This window comes from Streptomyces sp. SX-6 (assembly GCF_059089585.1).
This window is the reverse complement of the sequence record NZ_JBTHHU010000004.1, coordinates 212,866-230,436: the sequence shown is the minus strand read 5'-3', so window position 1 is coordinate 230,436 and position 17,571 is coordinate 212,866. Positions and strand designations below refer to the sequence as shown.

At 72.4% G+C, this 17,571-nt stretch carries 20 protein-coding genes; 7 read left to right on the top strand and 13 right to left on the bottom strand.

Annotated elements, in window-relative coordinates; translation table 11 throughout:
* Positions 1-35 precede the first annotated feature (35 nt).
* Positions 36-983, top strand: a complete 948-nt coding sequence (locus ACV530_RS06930) for an endonuclease/exonuclease/phosphatase family protein (RefSeq protein ID WP_494331372.1) — start codon at positions 36-38, stop codon at positions 981-983.
* 12 nt (positions 984-995) lie between these two features.
* Here ACV530_RS06930 and ACV530_RS06925 read toward each other — a convergent pair whose 3' ends face one another.
* Positions 996-2,090 (bottom strand): serine hydrolase domain-containing protein, encoded by a 1,095-nt coding sequence (locus tag ACV530_RS06925; protein WP_494331371.1) that lies wholly within the window; start codon positions 2,088-2,090, stop codon positions 996-998.
* 306 nt (positions 2,091-2,396) lie between these two features.
* Here ACV530_RS06925 and ACV530_RS06920 point away from each other — a divergent pair, with 306 nt between their 5' ends.
* The gene (locus ACV530_RS06920) at positions 2,397-3,041 is read left to right on the top strand and encodes a DUF1707 SHOCT-like domain-containing protein (RefSeq protein WP_494331370.1); all 645 of its coding nucleotides are present in this window, start codon (positions 2,397-2,399) and stop codon (positions 3,039-3,041) included.
* A 24-nt stretch (positions 3,042-3,065) separates the two neighbouring features.
* On the opposite strand, the gene ACV530_RS06915 is transcribed toward ACV530_RS06920, so the two are convergent.
* The 7 genes from ACV530_RS06915 to ACV530_RS06885 form a co-directional block, all read right to left on the bottom strand.
* Entirely contained in the window at positions 3,066-3,728 is a 663-nt protein-coding gene (locus ACV530_RS06915) for an SDR family NAD(P)-dependent oxidoreductase (protein WP_494331369.1), read from the bottom strand.
* A 391-nt stretch (positions 3,729-4,119) separates the two neighbouring features.
* Positions 4,120-4,458 (bottom strand): XRE family transcriptional regulator, encoded by a 339-nt coding sequence (locus ACV530_RS06910; RefSeq protein ID WP_494331368.1) that lies wholly within the window; start codon positions 4,456-4,458, stop codon positions 4,120-4,122.
* The gene (locus ACV530_RS06905) at positions 4,455-4,823 is read right to left on the bottom strand and encodes a type II toxin-antitoxin system RelE/ParE family toxin (RefSeq protein ID WP_494331367.1); all 369 of its coding nucleotides are present in this window, start codon (positions 4,821-4,823) and stop codon (positions 4,455-4,457) included. The genes ACV530_RS06910 and ACV530_RS06905 overlap by 4 nt, the downstream gene beginning before the upstream one ends.
* Positions 4,732-5,139: a peptide-methionine (R)-S-oxide reductase MsrB gene (msrB, locus tag ACV530_RS06900; RefSeq protein WP_494331366.1), complete on the bottom strand. Its 408-nt coding sequence runs from the start codon at positions 5,137-5,139 to the stop codon at positions 4,732-4,734. The genes ACV530_RS06905 and msrB overlap by 92 nt, the downstream gene beginning before the upstream one ends.
* A gap of 22 nt (positions 5,140-5,161) precedes the next feature.
* A complete protein-coding gene (murC, locus tag ACV530_RS06895) occupies positions 5,162-6,553 on the bottom strand; it encodes a UDP-N-acetylmuramate--L-alanine ligase (protein ID WP_494331365.1) in 1,392 nt (463 codons plus the stop codon).
* A gap of 44 nt (positions 6,554-6,597) precedes the next feature.
* Positions 6,598-7,227, bottom strand: coding sequence for a response regulator (locus ACV530_RS06890; protein WP_494331364.1), 630 nt, complete (start codon positions 7,225-7,227; stop codon positions 6,598-6,600).
* Positions 7,224-8,384 (bottom strand): sensor histidine kinase, encoded by a 1,161-nt coding sequence (locus ACV530_RS06885; RefSeq protein WP_494331363.1) that lies wholly within the window; start codon positions 8,382-8,384, stop codon positions 7,224-7,226. The genes ACV530_RS06890 and ACV530_RS06885 overlap by 4 nt, the downstream gene beginning before the upstream one ends.
* Before the next feature lie 159 nt (positions 8,385-8,543).
* On the opposite strand from ACV530_RS06885, the gene ACV530_RS06880 reads away from it, so the two are divergent.
* Positions 8,544-9,608: an ABC transporter permease gene (locus ACV530_RS06880; protein ID WP_494331362.1), complete on the top strand. Its 1,065-nt coding sequence runs from the start codon at positions 8,544-8,546 to the stop codon at positions 9,606-9,608.
* Positions 9,605-10,276: an ABC transporter ATP-binding protein gene (locus tag ACV530_RS06875; protein ID WP_494331361.1), complete on the top strand. Its 672-nt coding sequence runs from the start codon at positions 9,605-9,607 to the stop codon at positions 10,274-10,276. The genes ACV530_RS06880 and ACV530_RS06875 overlap by 4 nt, the downstream gene beginning before the upstream one ends.
* Positions 10,277-10,286: 10 nt before the next feature.
* Here the strand turns inward: ACV530_RS06875 and ACV530_RS06870 are convergent, their stop codons facing one another.
* Both ACV530_RS06870 and ACV530_RS06865 read right to left on the bottom strand, forming a co-directional pair.
* Entirely contained in the window at positions 10,287-10,778 is a 492-nt protein-coding gene (locus ACV530_RS06870; RefSeq protein ID WP_494331360.1) for an indole-3-glycerol phosphate synthase, read from the bottom strand.
* A 156-nt stretch (positions 10,779-10,934) separates the two neighbouring features.
* Positions 10,935-11,729 (bottom strand): pyrimidine reductase family protein, encoded by a 795-nt coding sequence (locus ACV530_RS06865; RefSeq protein WP_494331359.1) that lies wholly within the window; start codon positions 11,727-11,729, stop codon positions 10,935-10,937.
* A gap of 128 nt (positions 11,730-11,857) precedes the next feature.
* On the opposite strand from ACV530_RS06865, the gene zapE reads away from it, so the two are divergent.
* A complete protein-coding gene (zapE, locus tag ACV530_RS06860) occupies positions 11,858-12,904 on the top strand; it encodes a cell division protein ZapE (protein ID WP_494331484.1) in 1,047 nt (348 codons plus the stop codon).
* 257 nt (positions 12,905-13,161) lie between these two features.
* On the opposite strand, the gene ACV530_RS06855 is transcribed toward zapE, so the two are convergent.
* Positions 13,162-13,827, bottom strand: a complete 666-nt coding sequence (locus tag ACV530_RS06855; protein ID WP_494331358.1) for an ABC transporter — start codon at positions 13,825-13,827, stop codon at positions 13,162-13,164.
* The gene (locus tag ACV530_RS06850; protein ID WP_494331357.1) at positions 13,824-14,684 is read right to left on the bottom strand and encodes an ATP-binding cassette domain-containing protein; all 861 of its coding nucleotides are present in this window, start codon (positions 14,682-14,684) and stop codon (positions 13,824-13,826) included. The genes ACV530_RS06855 and ACV530_RS06850 overlap by 4 nt, the downstream gene beginning before the upstream one ends.
* Before the next feature lie 42 nt (positions 14,685-14,726).
* On the opposite strand from ACV530_RS06850, the gene ACV530_RS06845 reads away from it, so the two are divergent.
* A complete protein-coding gene (locus tag ACV530_RS06845) occupies positions 14,727-15,449 on the top strand; it encodes a peptidyl-tRNA hydrolase (protein WP_494331356.1) in 723 nt (240 codons plus the stop codon).
* Between the two features lie 60 nt (positions 15,450-15,509).
* Positions 15,510-15,764, top strand: a complete 255-nt coding sequence (locus ACV530_RS06840) for a BlaI/MecI/CopY family transcriptional regulator (protein WP_494331355.1) — start codon at positions 15,510-15,512, stop codon at positions 15,762-15,764.
* 4 nt (positions 15,765-15,768) lie between these two features.
* Here ACV530_RS06840 and ACV530_RS06835 read toward each other — a convergent pair whose 3' ends face one another.
* The gene (locus ACV530_RS06835; RefSeq protein ID WP_494331354.1) at positions 15,769-17,559 is read right to left on the bottom strand and encodes a phospholipase C; all 1,791 of its coding nucleotides are present in this window, start codon (positions 17,557-17,559) and stop codon (positions 15,769-15,771) included.
* Between the last annotated feature and the right edge of the window lie 12 nt (positions 17,560-17,571).

Below are 17,571 nucleotides of genomic sequence, written 5' to 3'. Positions count from 1 at the left end.
TCGTCTCCCCGCTTTCACAGAGATACAGGAGCTTGATGCGCACCTTGAGGATATGGACGGCGGCTGTTCTCGCCTGGGCGGGCCTTGTCCTGCCGGTGGCCACCGCGGCGGCCACCGGGAGTACGGCCGCGGAGAGCACCTACACCGTCTGGCAGTGGAACGTGGCGGGCGACTCGATGAACCACAACTCGGCCACCAATGGAATGGTCAGCGAAGCCGCCAAGTCGATCCGCGACCGCAACGCCGACTTTGTCGCGCTCAACGAACTGTGTGCCGGCCAGTTCCGGGCACTGGAGGACAACCTCCGTTCCTCCGGATGGCCCGAGAACGGCACCAACTTCGCACGGTTCGAGGGCGCTTATCCCGCAGGACACTCAGCATGCGGCGGCGAGGAGGAGGGCATAGCGATATTCAGCAAGCATCCCCTGAATCACGCGGACCGGTTCACTCTCCCCGACGACGGCAAGCGGGAGAAACGCAAGCTGCTGTGCGCGTCCCTGGAGGACAGCCCGCACATGAGGTTCTGCGCCACGCATCTGACCTACGTGGACGCATACCGTAAGCCGCAGGCCGACTATGTGCTCGACCGCCTGGAGAACTACCACGCCCAGGGCGACACCGTCATCATCGCCGGCGATTTCAATATGCAGCCCAACTGGGGGCGACTGGACGAGTTCTACTCGTCCAGCGTGAACACCCCCAACAACGACCGCAACACCGGGCACTACCACGAGCTCGACGACAACAACCCGGCCCACTGCCCCGGTTACGGGGAGTCGACGGTCAGCACAGTCGACCCCAATGACGCCGGTCCTTGCGGAACCGGCGCCAAAATCGACTTCATCTTCGTCCGCGAGGACAAGGTCGTCGGCAATTACTCGGCCGGCTCCCTCGCCCCGGACACTCAGTGCGGTGGCGCGCTCTGCTCCGACCACCGCGTGCTGACCGGCTCCGTCAAGGTTTCTGTCAACGACGGGCCCTGAGGGTAATTGCCGTTACCCGCACATCGCTTGCTGGTACACCTTCGGCATCGCGTCGTCGATGGGGTGGTGCTGCGGCTTCCCCGAGGAGTCCAGCTCGTTCCACCTCATGAGGTTGATCGCGACGGACATCTGCCGCTTGCCGTCGTCCCGGGTCAGGGACACCGTCCCGGCACCCCAGACCGTGCCGTCGTGACCCCAGAAGGTGCCGCAGCCCGGGACGCCGACCTTGTGCAGGCCGAGGCCGTACTCGATCATCTTTCCGTCCAGGGCGCGGACCGGGACCGTACGCTGCATCTGCGCGAGCGACGACCGGCTGACGATCTTGCCGGCGAGCAACTCGCCGTAGAAACGGTTGAGATCCTCCATGGTGGATATCAGGGCGGCCCCCGTCCCCGTCCAGGACATGTTGTAGACGCTGTAGTCGCGCGGTGGGTCGATCCGGCCGTACAAGGCCTCGTACAACCGCGAGTGCGGTCCCCTGATGACCGGCCCGGCCGGGAACCCGGTGTGCCGGAGCCCGGCACGCTCGATGACGTTCCGGGTGATGTACCTCTCGGCCGTGGTACCGGTCACCCGCTCCAGGAGCTGGCCGAGGAGCAGGTAGTTGGTGTTGGAGTACGCCCCTGTCGGGCCTCCGGGCTCGCCGGCGGGAGGCGCCGCGAGTCCCATCTCGATCAGCTCGGCCGGGCTGAACTGCCTGAACCGGTTGTCGTCCAGGCTCTTGGACGAGATGCCCGAGAGATCCGAGGGGAAGCCCTTGAGGGACGGGAACGCGTAGGGGATGTAATCGGGGATGCCGCTGGTGTGGTTGAGCAGCATCCGAACCGTGATTTTCCTGCCGCGCTCGCCCGGCACCAGCCTCGGCAGATAGCCGCCGATCGGTGCGTCGAGCCGGACCCGGCCCTGCTCGACCTGCTGCATGACCGCGGCGGCGGTGAAGGTCTTGGTGATGCTGCCGACGCGCTGCAGCATGTCGGGGCTGACGGGACGGCCGGTTCTGACGTCGGCGACCCCGGAGGCACCGCGCCATATCCGGCCGCCGTCACGCACCTCGGCGTACACCCCCGGCACGCCTGCGCGGTGCAGACCGTCCATGGCGGATTTCATTCCGGCAGGATCGAAGCGGGCCGACACGGCCGCCCGTGTCCCGTCGGGGACAGGAGCTGCTGCCGCCGCAGTGCCCGCACCAACACTGAGCGCGACCACGCCTCCGCACAACGCCCGCCGGATTCTCTTGCGTTCGGGATTCATGACGACCATGCTCGTGGCCGTCACCGCCCGGGTCAGCCGCCATCCGTCGCGCTTGCCACCCCGATCGCGCGCCGATCGGCGCCCCTGACTTCTGTCAGGGTCATCACCCATTTCCTTGACCGGACGTTGCAAGTGCCCTGATCCTGCCCGCACACTGAATTCATGTCAGGCGATCTCTCCACACCCTCCAACGCAGTTGACACTCCGTCCCGCCGCCCGGTGTCCGAGCAGCGGGTATCCCACCGGGACCGGGATCAGGCCGTGGAGATCCTCCGGGTCGCGGCCGGCGACGGCCGGCTGACAGGCGCGGAGCTGGAGGAGCGCATCGAGGCGGCGATGGCGGCACGGACCGCCTCCGACCTCGAGGTGCTGACCGCCGATCTGCCGCTCGAAGGGATGCCGCCGCAGGCCCGCGAGGTGATCCGGATCGACCAGCGCTTCGGGGACGGCAAGCGCACCGGTCGCTGGCTGGTTCCACGCCGGATGGAGATACGGCTGAAGTTCAGTGAGCTGAAGCTCGACTTCACCGAGGCCGTGATCACCCACGACACCCTGCACATCAATGTCGACCTGCGCTTCGGCGGGCATCTGACGCTGATAACCGCACCGGGGATCGTGGTCGATGCCGATGACGTGACCTACAGCCGCGGCGATATCAAGGTCCGCCCGGCCGCCGACCCGGAGGTCCCGGTGCGCCTGCGCGTGGTGCTGTCCGGCAGGTCGACCGGTGGCGACATCGTGTCCCGGCCGCCACGGCGCGCACCTCAGCTGTGGCCTCGGCAGAAGTCCGAAGCCAGCAGCGACTGAACCGAACTGGTTCCTAACTGGTTCCTACTTGACGGTCTCGCCGTCGAACAGGACGTCGTCCTCCCACTGGCCGGCCGGCTGCCGGGCGAGCCGCAAGTAGTGCTCGGCGATACGGTCCGGATCGAGAGGTGAGCCCGGGGAGACCGGCCCGGCGACCGTGATGGTGGCGATGTGCACGCCCTGCGGCCCGAACTCCTCGGCGAGCACCGAACGGGCCGCGCGCAGCCCGGCCTTGCTGATGGACAGGCTGGTCGCCGCCACACGGGCGACCGGCATGCCGGAGGTGAGCAGGACGGTGCCGCCACCGGCCGCGGACATGCGGGGGGCCAGGTGCGTCACGGCGCTCATCGCGCCGACCACGTTCACCCGCAGAGCCGCGGACAGTTCCGCGGCGGACAGCTCGCCGGGCCGGTCGTAGCGGACCCAGGCGGCGTTGTAGACCAGGACGTCCGGGACGCCGAGCCGGTCGACGGCCGTGTCGAGCGCGGAGCGCAGGGACGCCTCGTCGGCGGCGTCGGCCTCCAGGCCGAGGGCCTTGCCCCCGGCCTGCCCGACCGCCTCGACGGCCCCGTCGACGGTGGCCCGGGAACGGGCCAGCACCGCGACGTCGAAGCCCTCCCGGGCGAACCGGCGGGCCACGGCCTGCCCGATGCCGGGCCCGGCGCCGATCACGAACATTCCGGCCATGGTGTTCCTCGTCCTTTCGGTGGCGTCCGGTCGGCAGGGAGCCCAAGGTCCGCCACCGCCGGTTCGGTCGCAAGGGGAACCCGGCTGACCCGCTCACTATTCCACGGGGCCCAACAGGCCCCGAGGAGAGGGCCATTCGGCCCCATCCAGGGCGGGGCCGTGCGCGGCATGCTGAACGTGACCGGGCAGGAAGCCGATCACTGCCGCGGGAAGGGCCGTCCGGCCATCCCTCAACCGCCGTGCCGGGCGGGCCTTCCCGCAGACCGCATCGGGTGTCCGCCGGTCACCCCGCGTCCGGCCGCCGGTGCCCGTCCCCCGTCTTTCCGGCGGCCGGTCCGCCGCGAACTGCTTTGACGGGACGCGGGCTTGCACCCCCGGTGCGGGAAGGCTCTCAGGCGACGGTGTACTGGGTGTCACCGAAATCAGCGACCACGCGGAGTCTGCCGCCCAACGCCTCGACATAAGAACGGAGAGTCGCCACCTCAGTGTGATCGGCATCTCCGTGCTCGATCGCCGAGACGCGGGGAGGCGTAACCCCCATGGATTCGGCGACGTCCCGCTGCGTAAGCGACTGTTCCCGCCGGATCTCGGCGAGCTGATACGCGCGCATTTCAGCCGTGAGGCGGTCCATGTCCGCCTGCTTCTCTTCAGGCAACCGCACCGGCAGTCCCATCGCTTCCCTGCGCTCGCGAAGCTTGCGCTTGGTCTCCTCCCAGCTGACGCTGCTCATTCGTACTCCCTCGTCTGCAATTCGGTGAGGTGCGCCTCATAACGCTTCTCGGCGATCGGGATGTTGGCTTCGTACCATCCCTTCCAATTCCCCGATTTGTCACCAGCCACCAGCAGTACCGCCTGCCGGACCGGATCGAAGGCGAACAGGATCCTGATCTCGCTCGAACCGGATGAGCCGGGTCTCAGCTCCTGCAGTGTTAACGCAAGCGTTAACTGGACGCGCCTGATCGGGCCCTTGTCATCCGAACGTGTGCTGCTGGGCGCGGCCGGATTACCTTTCCCCCGGCTCCAGCCGCAGCGAGATCGAGTTGATGCAGTACCGCTGGTCCGTCGGTGTCGGGTAACCCTCGCCCTCGAAGACATGGCCCAGGTGCGAGCCGCAGCGGGCGCAGCGGACCTCCGTGCGGAGCATGCCGTGGGAGCGGTCCTCGATGAGTTCGACGGCCGAGGAGTCCTTGGGATCGTAGAAGCTCGGCCAGCCGCAATGGCTCTCGAACTTCTCCGTGGAGCGGAAGAGTTCGGCACCGCACGCCCGGCAGGAGTAGATGCCGGGCGTCTTGGTGTCGGTGTACTCACCGCGGAAGGCGGGCTCCGTGCCGGCCCGGCGGAGCACCTGGTACTCCGCCGGGGTCAGTTCGGCGCGCCACTGCTCGTCCGGCTTCTCGACCTCGTACGACATCCGCGGTGTCCCTTCTCGGTTCTCAGCTCTCCAGGCGGGCCAGGATCTTCGGGCCGAGGTCCGTGACGTCGCCCGCGCCCATGGTGAGAACGAGATCGCCGGGGCGGGCCATTCCCGCGATGACGGCGGGGACGGCGGACATGTCGTGCTCGGGGCGCACGTCGGCGCCCGCGGTGTGTGCGGCGTCGATGATCAGGGCGCTGGTGATGCCGGGGATCGGGTCCTCGCGGGCGGGGTAGATGTCGAGGACGACGGAGGAGTGGGCGAGGGCGAGGGCCTGGCCCATCTCCTTGCCCAGTTCCTGGGTGCGGCTGAAGAGGTGGGGCTGGAAGACGACCAGGACGCGGGAGCCGACGGCGGCGCCGCGGATGGCCTCGAGGTCGGCGGTCATCTCGGTGGGGTGGTGGGCGTAGGAGTCGATGACCTGGACGCCGTTCGCCTCGCCCTTGAGCTGGAGGCGGCGGCCCACGCCGGTGAACTTGCCGAGCGCGGCGGCCAGTTCGGCGGCCGGGACGCCGAGCGCCGAGCCCGCCGCGAGGGCGGCGACCGCGTTGAGCGCGTAGTGGCGGCCGGGGACGGAGACGGCGAAGGTGAGGACGCGGCCCCGGAGGTCGACGGTGACCTCGCTGGTCAGGCCGTGCGGGGTGATGGCGAGGACGCGTACGTCCGCGTCGTCGGCCTCGCCGTAGGTGAGGACCTCGATGTCCTGGCGGTCGATGCGCCGGGTCAGCTCGCGGGCGCCGTCCTGGTCGGCGGAGACGACCAGCGTGCCGCCGGGACGAATGCGGCCGACGAAGGTCACGAAGGACTCGTAGATCTCGTCCATCGACGCGTAGTTGGCGTGGTGGTCCAGCTCCGCGTTGAGGATGATGGCGACCTCGGGGGCGTACTTGTGGAAGCTGCGGTCGCTCTCGTCCGCCTCGGCGACGAAGATGTCGCCGCTGCCGTGGGCGGCGTTGGTGCCGGGGCCGGCGAGGTCGCCGCCGATGGCGTAGGAGGGGGCGAGGCCGAGGGCGCCGAGGGCGACGGCGAGCATCGAGGTCGTCGTCGTCTTGCCGTGCGTGCCGGCGACGGCGATCGGGCGCAGGCCGTCCATCAGGCGGGCCAGGGCGTCCGAGCGGTGGACGACGGGGATGCCGCGCTCGGCGGCGGCGGTCAGCTCGGGGTTGTCGGGGCGGATGGCGCTGGAGACGACCACGCAGGTGGCGTCCTCGGCGAGGTGCCCGGCGGCGTGGCCGATGTGCACGGTGGCGCCGAGCGCCCGCAGGGCCTCGGCGGTCGCCGACTCCTTGGCGTCACTGCCCGCGACGGCCGCACCGCGCTGCGCGAGGATCTTGGCGATGCCCGACATGCCGGCGCCGCCGATGCCGATGAAGTGCGGGCGGTCCATCGTCGTGGGGACGGCCGGTGCCATGTGCGGTGCTCCCTGGGGTCGGGGGTGTGACTACCGGGATTCTCTCAGACCGGGCGGATCAGTCCGGCTGCCAGGCCCGCGGCGATCGCGGCGGTGCGGCTGTCGACGCCGAGCTTGCCGTAGATGTGTACGAGGTGGGTCTTGACCGTGGCCTCGCTGATGAAGAGGCGACGGGAGATCTGCCGGTTGGCCAGGCCCTCGGCGAGCAGCCCGAGGATCTCTGTCTCGCGCGGCGACAGCGCGGGCCGTCCCGACCGCACCCGGCCCAGGAGGCGGGCCGCGACGGGCGGGGCGAGGACCGTCTCACCGCGGGCGGCGGCGTGGACGGCGGCGGCGACCTCCTCGGGCGGCGCGTCCTTGAGCAGATAGCCGGTGGCCCCGGCCTCCACGGCGGCGAGGATGTCGGCGTCGGTGCTGTAGGTGGTGAGGATCAGCACGGCGGGCGGCCGCGGCAGGGCGGTGATGCGGCGGGTGGCCTCGACGCCGTGCATGCCGGCGCCCATCTGAAGATCCATCAGGACGACGTCCGGCCGCAGCCCGGAGTCGAGCAGCCGCAGCGCCTCCGCGCCGTCGGCGGCCTCGCCGACGGCCTCGAGGTCGGGCAGCCCGTCGACCATGGCCCGCAGGCCGCAGCGGACGACGGGGTGGTCGTCGACCAGCAGGATCCGGATCATGTGGCGGCCGCCAGGGACAGGGGCACCACCGCGGCCACCGCCGTGCCCTCGCCCGGGGACGACTCGACGGTGAGGGTGCCGCCCAGCTCCGCGATGCGCTCGCGCATGCCGTGCAGGCCGAAGGTGCGGCGCCCGTCGGACGGGCCCGTGCCGGGGGCGAAGCCGACGCCGTCGTCGTAGACGTCGAGGGCCACCTGGTCGTCCAGGTAGGCGAGGGTCACCGCGGCGTGGTCGGCGGCGGCGTGCCGGGCGACGTTGGCGAGCGCCTCCTGGGTCAGGCGCAGCAGGGCGACCTCGGTCTCGACGGGCAGCGGGCAGGGCTCGCCGTCGAGGCGGAAGGAGGCGCCGGGCACGGTCCGTTCGGTGACCCGGCGCAGCGCCTCGGGCAGGGGCGTGTCCTCGAGGGCGGGCGGGGTGAGGTCGCGTACGAAGCGGCGGGCCTCGGCGAGGTTGTCGGCGGCGGTGCGCCCTATCTCGCGGACGCGGTCGCGGGCCACGGTGTCCTCGGCGCCTTCGGCGGCGCGGGCGAGCAGGACGATGCTGGACAGGCCCTGGGCGAGGGTGTCGTGGATCTCGCGGGCGAGGCGCTGGCGCTCGGCGAGCCGGCCGGCCTCGCGCTGGGCGGCGGCGAGCTCGTCCCGGGTGCGGACGAGGTCGTCGATGAGCTCCTGGCGCCGTCCGCTCTCGCGGTAGAGGGCGGCGTAGCCGTACGCGGTCAGGATCGCGGCCGCGGCGCCGGCCAGCGGGCCGATGACCTTGGCGGCGGTGAGCCCGCCGGGGCCCATGGCCTGGGCGGCGATCACGGCCGCGGTGGCGGCGGCGACCGCGGGGTGGGCCCAGCGCACGGGCAGCAGGTGCAGGAAGAGGAAGAAGAGCGGGAAGGCGAGGTAGCTGAAGCCGCGGTCGAGGAACAGGAGGACGAGCCACAGCGCGGTGACCGTGGCGAGCCAGGCGAGGGCCCGTCCGCCGGCGGGGCGCCGCTCGGGCAGCGCGCCGAGCCCGTAGACCACGCCGAGCAGGATCCCCGGCGGCAGGACGGCCGCGGTCGCGGACCCGAGGACCGCGGGGGCGAGTGCGATCGCGAGCAGCGCGTAGAACGCGCCGTGCAGCGCGTAGCGCACGAGCCGCAGCGGAGAAGAGGGTCCTTCGGTGTTCACTCCATCGAGCGTACGGTCCCGGGTCCGTGACCCCTTCCCGGGCGACCGTCAACCGTTCGATTGATTTTCGGACCGTTCCTTGCCCCGATGGCAGCGGGGCTTTCGCGCGCGAGGGTGGAAGGGTCGTCGTCCGTCCGGGCCCCGGGGAGGGTTCTTCCGTTGTTCGTCGCGCTCCGTGACATCCGTTTCGCCCGAGGGCGCTTCGCCCTGATGGGCACGGTCGTCACGCTCATCACCGTGCTCGTGGTCTTCCTGTACGGGCTGACCGGCGGGCTGGCCCGGGAGGCGTCGTCGGCCGTCGCGGGGCTGCCGGCGGACCGGATCGTCTTCGGCGCCCCGGCCGGGGCCTCGCCCGAGGTGTCGTTCTCCAACAGCACGCTGGACGACCGGCAGGTCGCCGCGTGGCGTGGCGCGCCCGGCGTCCGCGCGGCGGAGCCGCTGGGCGTCGCGATGACCCGGCTGACGGCGCACGGTACGGCGTCCTCGGTGAGCGTGTTCGGTACGTCCGAGCGGCTGCGGCCGGCACTGGTCTCCGGTACCGCCCCGGGGGACGGCGGGGTGGCGGTGAGCGAACGGATCGCGCACGACAGCGGCCTGCGGGTGGGCGACAAAGTCACCCTCGGGGGCCGGGAGTTGGCCGTCTCGGGGCTGACCGCGGACCGTAGTCACGGACACGCGCCCAGCGTGTGGACGACGCTCGCCGCGTGGCGGCAGGTCGCCCATCAGCAGCAGCCGACCGCGCTCGCGGTCACCGGCGGCGGCCGGCCGACCGGCGCGGCGGCCGAGAGCACGAAGGCGGTCGGGGTCGAGGACGCGCTCGAAGGAATCGACGGCTACGCGGCCGAGCACGGCACGCTCCAGATGATCCAGGGCTTCCTGTTCGTGGTGAGCGCGCTGGTCGTGGGGGCCTTCTTCACGGTGTGGACCGTGCAGCGGCGCCCGGACGTCGCCGTGCTCAAGGCCGTCGGCGCGAGCAGCGGCTATCTGGTGCGCGACGCCCTCGCCCAGGCGCTGGCCGTCCTCCTCACCGGGACGCTCCTGGGCGGTGCGGCCGGTGCCGCCGGCGGGTGGCTGGCGTCGGCGGCCGTGCCCTTCGAGCTGGGCCCGGCGACGGTGGCCGTGCCGGTCGCGGCCATGGTGCTGCTGGGCCTGGCCGGTTCGGCGCTCGCCGTACGCCGCATCACGTCCGTCGATCCGCTGACCGCCCTGGGAGCCCACCGATGACCGCTCTGTCCCTCGCCTCCGTCACCCTCACCTACCCCGACGGCGACCGCCGGCTGACCGCGCTGGACGAGGTGTCGCTGAACGTGGCGCCCGGCGAGCTCGTCGCCGTCGTGGGGCCGTCGGGCTCGGGCAAGTCGAGCCTGCTGGCCGTGGCGGCGACCCTGCTGCGCCCGGACTCCGGGCAGGTGGTCGTGGCCGGGCAGGACACGGCGGCGCTGGGCGAGAAGGAACGGACACGGCTGCGGCGCGAGCGGGTCGGCATCGTGTTCCAACAGGCCAATCTGCTCGCGTCGTTGACGGCCGTCGAGCAGTTGCTGGCCGTGACGCACCTGCGTGGCGGGAACGTACGCAGCGCCCGGGCGCGTGCGGAGGAGTTGCTCGAGTCGGTGGGTCTGGACGCCGCGAAACGGCGCCGCCGCCCGCACCAGCTGTCGGGGGGCGAACGGCAGCGCGTGAACATCGCGCGTGCGCTGGGCGGCGACCCGTCCGTGCTGCTGGTGGACGAGCCGACGTCGGCGCTGGACCACGAGCGCGGGGCGCGCGTGATGGACCTGCTCGCCGAGGTGACACGACGGCACCGGACAGCGACGGTGATGGTCACGCACGACCGCGAACTGTCGGGCCGGGCGGACCGGTTGCTGACGATGACGGACGGACGGCTGCGCTAGCGCCTGTCCCTCACTCCTCTTCTGACTCCTCTTGCTCCTCGTCGCCGTGGGCGTAGAGCTTGAGCACCGGGACGCCGACCTTGTGCCGGGCCCGCGAGGCCCAGTCGCGGTGGAAGAACTCCTCGACCAGGTGCGGGGCGGTCAGCACGATCACCTCGTCGGCATGGGTCTGCTCGACGACGGACCGCAGCAGGTCGAGCGGGTGGTCGTCGACGATCTGGCCGACGGCCTCGCTGCCGGCCTCCCGGAGCCGGCGCAGCGAGTGCTCCAGGGCGAGGGCGGCGGGCCGCAGCGCCGCCTCGCCCTCGGGTTCGTCCGCCTCGTGGACGGCATGTTCCAGTTCGCCCAGGGCGACGTCGTCGATGGCCCGCAGCAGCCGGTCCTCGGCGCCTCTGGGCTGCATGAGGACGACAAAGGACATGGCGTCGTCGTGGAGGCTGGTGACGAAGTCGACGTCAGTCGCGGAGAGCGGCTGCTCGATCATCAATACGCTCGTGAACACGGTGGGAGCCCTTCTCCTCCGTGGGCCACCGGCCCACACAGAAACCATCCTGCGCGTGCTCCCCGTGAGCCGTGTTTGCGTCCCGCGCCCTCGGGGGAGCGTCAGAGTCAATTCTGCCCGGCACTCAGGAACCGGAACAGATAATTCCGCCGATTGTCAGATTCCTTCAGGTCCTTCGGGTCCCTCTCCGACTCCGACCCTTCGGTACCGGGTGAAGAGGAAGCCTTCCTCCTCCAGCACGGAGGCGAGCGCGAAGCGCTCCGGGACCTCGAGCGGCGGCCCGCCCGCGATCCGCGGCGCGTCGCCCGCGGCGAGCACCGGGGCCAGCGACAGGCACAGCTCGTCCAGCACCCCGGCCGCGGCGAACTGCCCCAGCAGCTTCGGCCCGCCCTCGGTGAGCAACCGGGGCAGACCGCGCCCGGCCAGCAGGCCGGGTATCCGCGCCACGTCGACGCCCCGGCCCTCCCCCGCGACGATCACCTCGGCACCCGCCGCACGGGCCGCCGCGACGCGGTCCGCCGGGGCGGCGGAGCCGGTGAGCACCAGGGTGGGCACGAGGGGCGAGGCGAACAGCGGCAGGGAGAAGTCCAGGTCGAGCCCGGCGCTCACCACCGCGATCACCGGCGCGGAGCTCTGGCCGAGCGCCGCCCGGCGCGCCGCGAACGCCTCACGGGCGCGCGCGGGCCGGTAGCCCTCCTGCCGTACGGTCTCCGCGCCGACCACGATCGCGTCGGCGAGGGCCCGCAGGGTTCCGAAGATCCGCATGTCGGCGGCGCAGGAGAGCGGCTGCGAGCGGCCCTCGTGGTGGGCCGCGCCGTCGAGCGAGGAGACCATGTTGGCGCGCAGCGCGGGCTTCTCGGGGTACGCGTACAGGTCCGCCAGTTCGTCCCACCCCCAGTCGCGGTCCTCGAGGTCGGCCGGGGTGAGCGGGGAGGGGAACAGGCGTCGCATAGGCGGCAGTGTGACATGCCTCGCGCTGCTCCGGGCGGCGTGGGCGCTCTCAGGGACTACCCTGGACAGTTGTGTCGTTCTCCACCGCATCGTCCTCCGGCTCCTCCTCCGGCGTTCCCGGCGAGCCCATCGCGCTCACCTCGCGCGCCCCGCACGTACCGGCCGACCGACTGGTCGCCGAGATGGTGCCGCCGCCGCGCTTCGACGCGGTCCGGTTCGACACCTATATCCCCGACCCGAACCAGCCCAGCCAGACCGAGGCCGTGACCGTGCTCGGCTCCTTCGCCGCCGGGCTCGGCGGCGCGAGCGCGAGCGGCGCGGGCCGCAGGCGCTGGTTCCGGCGCGAGCCGAAGGCGGCTGCCGCGGGGGCGGGTCCGCGCGGTGTGTACCTCGACGGCGGCTACGGCGTGGGCAAGACCCACCTGCTGGCGTCCCTGTGGCACGCGACCCCGGCACTGCCGGAGCAGAAAGCATTCGGCACGTTCGTGGAGCTGACGAATCTGGTCGGCGCGCTGGGTTTCCAGGAGACGGTGCGGACGCTGAGCGGTCACCGGCTGCTGTGCATCGACGAGTTCGAGCTCGACGACCCGGGCGACACGGTGCTCGTCTCGACCCTGCTGGGCAAGCTGGTCGATGCCGGTGTCGCGCTCGCCGCGACCTCCAACACGCTGCCGGGCAAGCTCGGTGAGGGGCGGTTCGCCGCCGCGGACTTCCTGCGGGAGATCCAGGGGCTGTCGGCGCGCTTCCGCCCGCTGCGGATCGACGGCGAGGACTACCGGCACCGGGGCCTGCCGCAGGCCCCGGACCCGTACGACGACGAGGTCGTCAAGCGCGTCGCGCACACGGCGGAGGGTGCCTCCCTCGACGACTTCCCCTCGCTGCTCGACCACCTGTCGAAGGTCCACCCGAGCCGCTACGGCGCCATGTGCGACGGCGTCCGTGCCGTGTGCGTGACCGGCGTCGAGCCGGTGCCGGACCAGTCGACCGCGCTGCGGCTGGTCGTGCTCGCGGACCGGCTGTACGACCGGGAGGTGCCGGTCGTGGCTTCCGGGCGGCCGTTCGATGCCCTGTTCAGCGAGGAGATGCTGGCGGGTGGGTACCGGAAGAAGTACTTCCGGGCCATATCGCGGCTGACGGCGCTGGCACGGGATTCGCGGCGGCTGGTGTCGGAGTAGGGGGGGCTGCCCCGGTCCCGCCCTTTCGCCGTCTCCTGGGGCTGCGCCCCAGACCCCGCTTGTCGCGGCTTCGCCGCTCGTCCTCAAGCGCCGGACAGGCTGGATAGTGCCGGGCCGGGCAAATCCAGCCCGTCCGGCGATTGAGGACAACCGCGCGAAGCGCGGTTTCGGGGGTCCGGGGGCTTGCCCCCGAAACGGGGCCCGGGGCGGAGCCCCGGAGGAGACGGGGAGAGGGCGGGGCCGGGGCAGCATCCCCCTCAGCGCCGTGCGCTGAGGGCGCACGCTCCCGCCGTGGCCCCGGCGGCAAGCACCGCCGCGAGGGCGAGCGGCACCAGCGGCACCGGCACCGTGCCGCTGCGGGAGCCGGTGACCAGGCCCGTCACGGCGGCGTTCGCGGGCGAGACCCCCGCGAAGACCACGAGGAACGCCGCGAACACCGTGGCCGGCACGGCCCGCCCCGCACTGCGCAGCAGCGGCCGGTTGCACAGCACGCCCACGGCCGTACCCAGCAGCACGCATGCCAGCGCGGCCATCAGCCCGGCCCCGGCCGCCGGCCACACCGGCACATGGTGCTGACGGTCGGCACTGCGCGGGTCGCTGATGCCGGCGACGACCGCGGTGCCGACGACGGCGAGACCGGCCCCGACGGACAGCGCGGCGAGCACCGCGGAGAGGTGCACCCGCCCCGGCCCGGCCGCGGCGGCGGCGCAGTCGCGCGCGGCATCGGGCTCGTTGGTCACGCAGACCCGTACGAACCAGGCGGTGACGGGCACCAGCGCGGCAGCGGCCCAGCCGAGCGAGTCGAGGATGGGCTCCCCGCCCTGCATGCCGATGGCCATGACGGCGCCGTACAGCAGCAGGGGCGGCAGCCAGCGGTGCGAGCGCAGCAGCAGGGCGGTCTGGTAGCGGATCAGGGCAGTCATCGGCCCGGTTCACCTCGGCGTACGGCGGCGGTGGCAGTGGCAGTGGCGGCGGTCGTGACCGCGTGGATGTGCCAGGACGGACGCGCGGCGAGGAGCGTACGCAGCAGTGCGTCGGAGTGGGTGGCGGCAACCGTCAGGCGCACTCGCGCCGGCGGTGCCGGCTCGATGACCGGATCGCCGGGCAGGCCGGCAGGCAGCGCGGCACCGCCCTCGGCCTCGATGCGGACGACGGGAGCGACGGGGGCAGCGGCCGCCCCGACGAGGTTCCCGCCCGTCACCCGGTGGACCGCGTCGCACGCTCCCGCCAGCCGCCGCGGGTCGTGGTCGACGAAGACGACGGCGGTCCCCGCGGCGACGCGCTCCGCGACGGCCCCGTCGAGGACGTCGCGCGACGAGCGGTCCAGGCCGGTCCAGGCCTCGTCGAGGACGAGGAGTCCGGGCTCGGCGAGGAGCCCCTGGGAGACGGCCACCTTCTGGCTGGTGCCCTTGGACAGTTCGGACATCCGCGTCTGCGCGTGCCGCCCGGCGTCGAGCCGCTCCAGCCACTCCCCCGCCGCCTGCGCGGCCCGCGCCCGGCCCAGCCCGTGGATCCGGCCGAGCCGGGTGAGGTAGCCGAGGGCGGTGAAGGGCAGTGCGGCCGGGAAGCGTTCGGGCACGTACGCGGTGCGCGGCCGGCCGGTGACGCTGCCCGTGGTGGGCGCGTCGATGCCGGCGAGCAGGCGCAGCAGCGTGGACTTCCCGCTGCCGTTGCCGCCTTCGATTCTCGTCAGGGTGCCGGGCGGCACCGTGAGAGCGATGTCCCTCAGGACCCATGGACCGCGCAGGCCGTAACGGCGGCCGACCCCCCTCAGCTCCATGCGATCACCCTACTGTCGTAGGCCCCTGGCAGACTGGGTGCCGTGACCAGCGACACTGCCGAGACCGCTCAGTTCCCGCCGCCCGGCGATCCCCGGGACGCCGCACCGCAGTTCGTGCTGCCGCTCGTCGTGCGGCTGGAGAAGTCCGCGCCGCCGGCGCGTACGGACGCGCTGGAGACGGCGGCGCGGGCGGTGCTGACGCTGCTGTCGGATCCGCGCGCGACCGACGAGGACGGCGAGTGGGCACAGGCCGTGCGGGACTGGCAGGACGCCCGCATACGCAAGGTGGTGCGCCGGGCGCGGGGTGCCGAGTGGCGCAGGGCGTCGGAGCTGCCCGGGATCACGGTGACGGGCACCGCCGCCGAGGTGCGGGTCTTCCCGCCCGTGCCCCTGGACGGCTGGCCCAAGGAGCTGGTGAAGCTCCAGGTGTCGGGCACGGACCTGGCGGACCCGGAGCCGCCGGCCGCCCCGGATCCCGCGCGTCCGGTGCTGTGGCTGAACCCGGAGCTGGAGATGTCGGCGGGCAAGGCCATGGCCCAGGCGGGGCACGGCGCGCAGCTGGCCTGGTGGCGGCTGTCCGGCACACAGCGCAAGGCATGGCAGGAGGACGGCTTCGCGCTGTCCGTACGGACCGCCGGCCCCGCGCGCTGGGCGGAGCTGGCGGCGAGCGGCCTGCCAATGGTCCGGGATGCCGGTTTTACGGAAATTGCCCCAGGTTCTGCCACGGTGGTGGCGGATCATCCCGCTTTGCGGGGCCGTGCGTGAGGAGCCCGTACACTCGGGTGGCGAAGAATCCGGCCGGACAGCAGAGGAAGCACTGAGCACATGGGAACGGGCACAGCCGGCACCTTGAGCGCCTTGGTGCGCCCCCGTCGCCGACGGGCGAACGGAGCGCTGGAGTGCGAGGTCCTCGCGGCGCTGCAACGGGCCGACGCCCCGCTGTCCCCGCGGGAGGTCCAGGAGGAGCTCACCGGCGAGCTGACGTACAGCACGGTCGTGACGATCCTCTGCCGTCTGCACAGCAAGCGCGTGCTCAAGCGCACACGGCGCGGGCTCGCGTTCGTCTACACCGCCGCGTAGGCCCCTACTTCCGCCGCAACATCAGACCCGCCGCTGCCGCGCTCACCGCGAGGACACCGGCCGTGGCCGCCGCCGGCCAGCTGCTGCCCGGCACCTCGTCCGCCCTGTGGCGCGGTACGGGCACGTGCCGTACGGGCACGTACTGCGTGCCGGACGCACCCTGCTGCACCACCGGCGGCTGTGCTGGTTCCACAGGGGGCACCGGCTCCGCCCGTCCGGCCGGCCTCGGCGCCCCGTCCGGGCCGAGCAGCAGCGGCTTGGCGGCCGGGTGCCGGAAGTCGAAGAGGTTCAGCAGGGAGCCCGCCCGGCTGTCGAAGGAGCCGCCGCCGATACGGCCGGTGTGCCAGTTGTCCTCGATGAACTTCAGGACCGACGTCTGCTCGGTCGGGGTGTGGTCGACGGCGTTGACCTTGCTGTAGGGGGAGATCACCAGCAGCGGCAGCCGGGGCCCGGGTCCGCAGCGGCCCTGCCGGCCGGCCGCCGGGGCCGGAGCCGCCTGGCAGGCGGGACTGTCGACCGCCCGGCCGCCCGTTCCCTTCGCCGTGATCCACGAGCCGTTCAGCGGCCGGGCGTACGCGTGGTCGTACCAGCCGTCGGAGTCGTCATAGGCGATGACGACCGCGGTGTCCTTCCACTGCGGTGCGCTCTGGATCCGGTTGAGCCAGGTGACGAGGAAGTGCTGCTCGTCGAGGGGGCCGGAGTAGCCCGCGTGCCCGTCCTGGTAGGCCGGGGCCTTGAGGAAGCTCACCGACGGCAGCCGGCCCGCCCGCAGGACGGCGTCGAAGTCGGCCAGGTCGTAGGCGTGGTTGGCCCGTCCGGAGTGGCCGATCTCGGCGAGGGAGGCCGGGGGCAGGTGATGCGGGTTGGCGGTGGAGCGGTAGTACTGGAACGGCGCGTGGTGCGGGCTGTAGTCGATCACCTCGGCGCCGGCGGAGTTGGCGTGCGTGGTGCCGGAGCACGCGGCGTGGTGCCCGGGGCGGCCGTCCCACGGCGAGCTCGGCCGGAAGCCGCCCTGGAACCAGCCCCAGGTCACCTTGCGCGCGTTCAGCAGGTCGCCGATGTTGCGGCCACGGAGGACGGCGAGCGGGCTCCTGCTCGTACGGTCCGCGTCCGAGCAGTCGTCGTAGGCCGGCTCGGGGTCGGCGGTCAGGGTGCCGACGCCCTTGGCGTCGGACGCGGTGACGGCGTGCGGGTCCGGGGTGCGGGTCTGCCTGCCGGAGGCGGGGTCGACGGAGACCACGCCGTGGGTCTGGCCGGAGACGAGGTTGACGGCCCCCGGGGTGGAGGGCCCGTAAGTGGTGCCGAACGAGCGGTCGTTCAGGGCGAAGTGCTGGGCGTAGTTCCACAGCGCGGTGACGGTGTTGCCGTCGTAATAGTCCATGACCAGGCCCGGCTCGCCGTACAGCGGGCCGGAGCAGACGCCGGAGTCCGTGTACTGGACGAACCGGTCGGCCCTGCCGCCGTCGGCGGCGTACTGCTCGGGGCTGTAGGAGTGGTTCTGGTCGCAGGTCATGGACCGCTCCGGCGGGAGCCGCTGCGGCGGGTACTGGTTGGGGTTGCGCGCCAGCAGGCCCGCGGTGCGCAGGTTGTCGACGTCCCCGGGGGTGTTCCGCGCCGGGGTGAAGCGGGTGCCGCCGGTGTTGGCGGCCTGCGGATAGGTGGCGAAGTAGTGGTCGAAGGAGACGTTCTCGTCGAAGACGACGACCAGGTGACGGATGGGAGTTGCCGTGGCGGGGGCGGCGGGCGCCGGGGCCAGGGCGGCGACGGCCGCCAGCGCTACTGCTCGTGCGATCATGCCCGGTCTCGC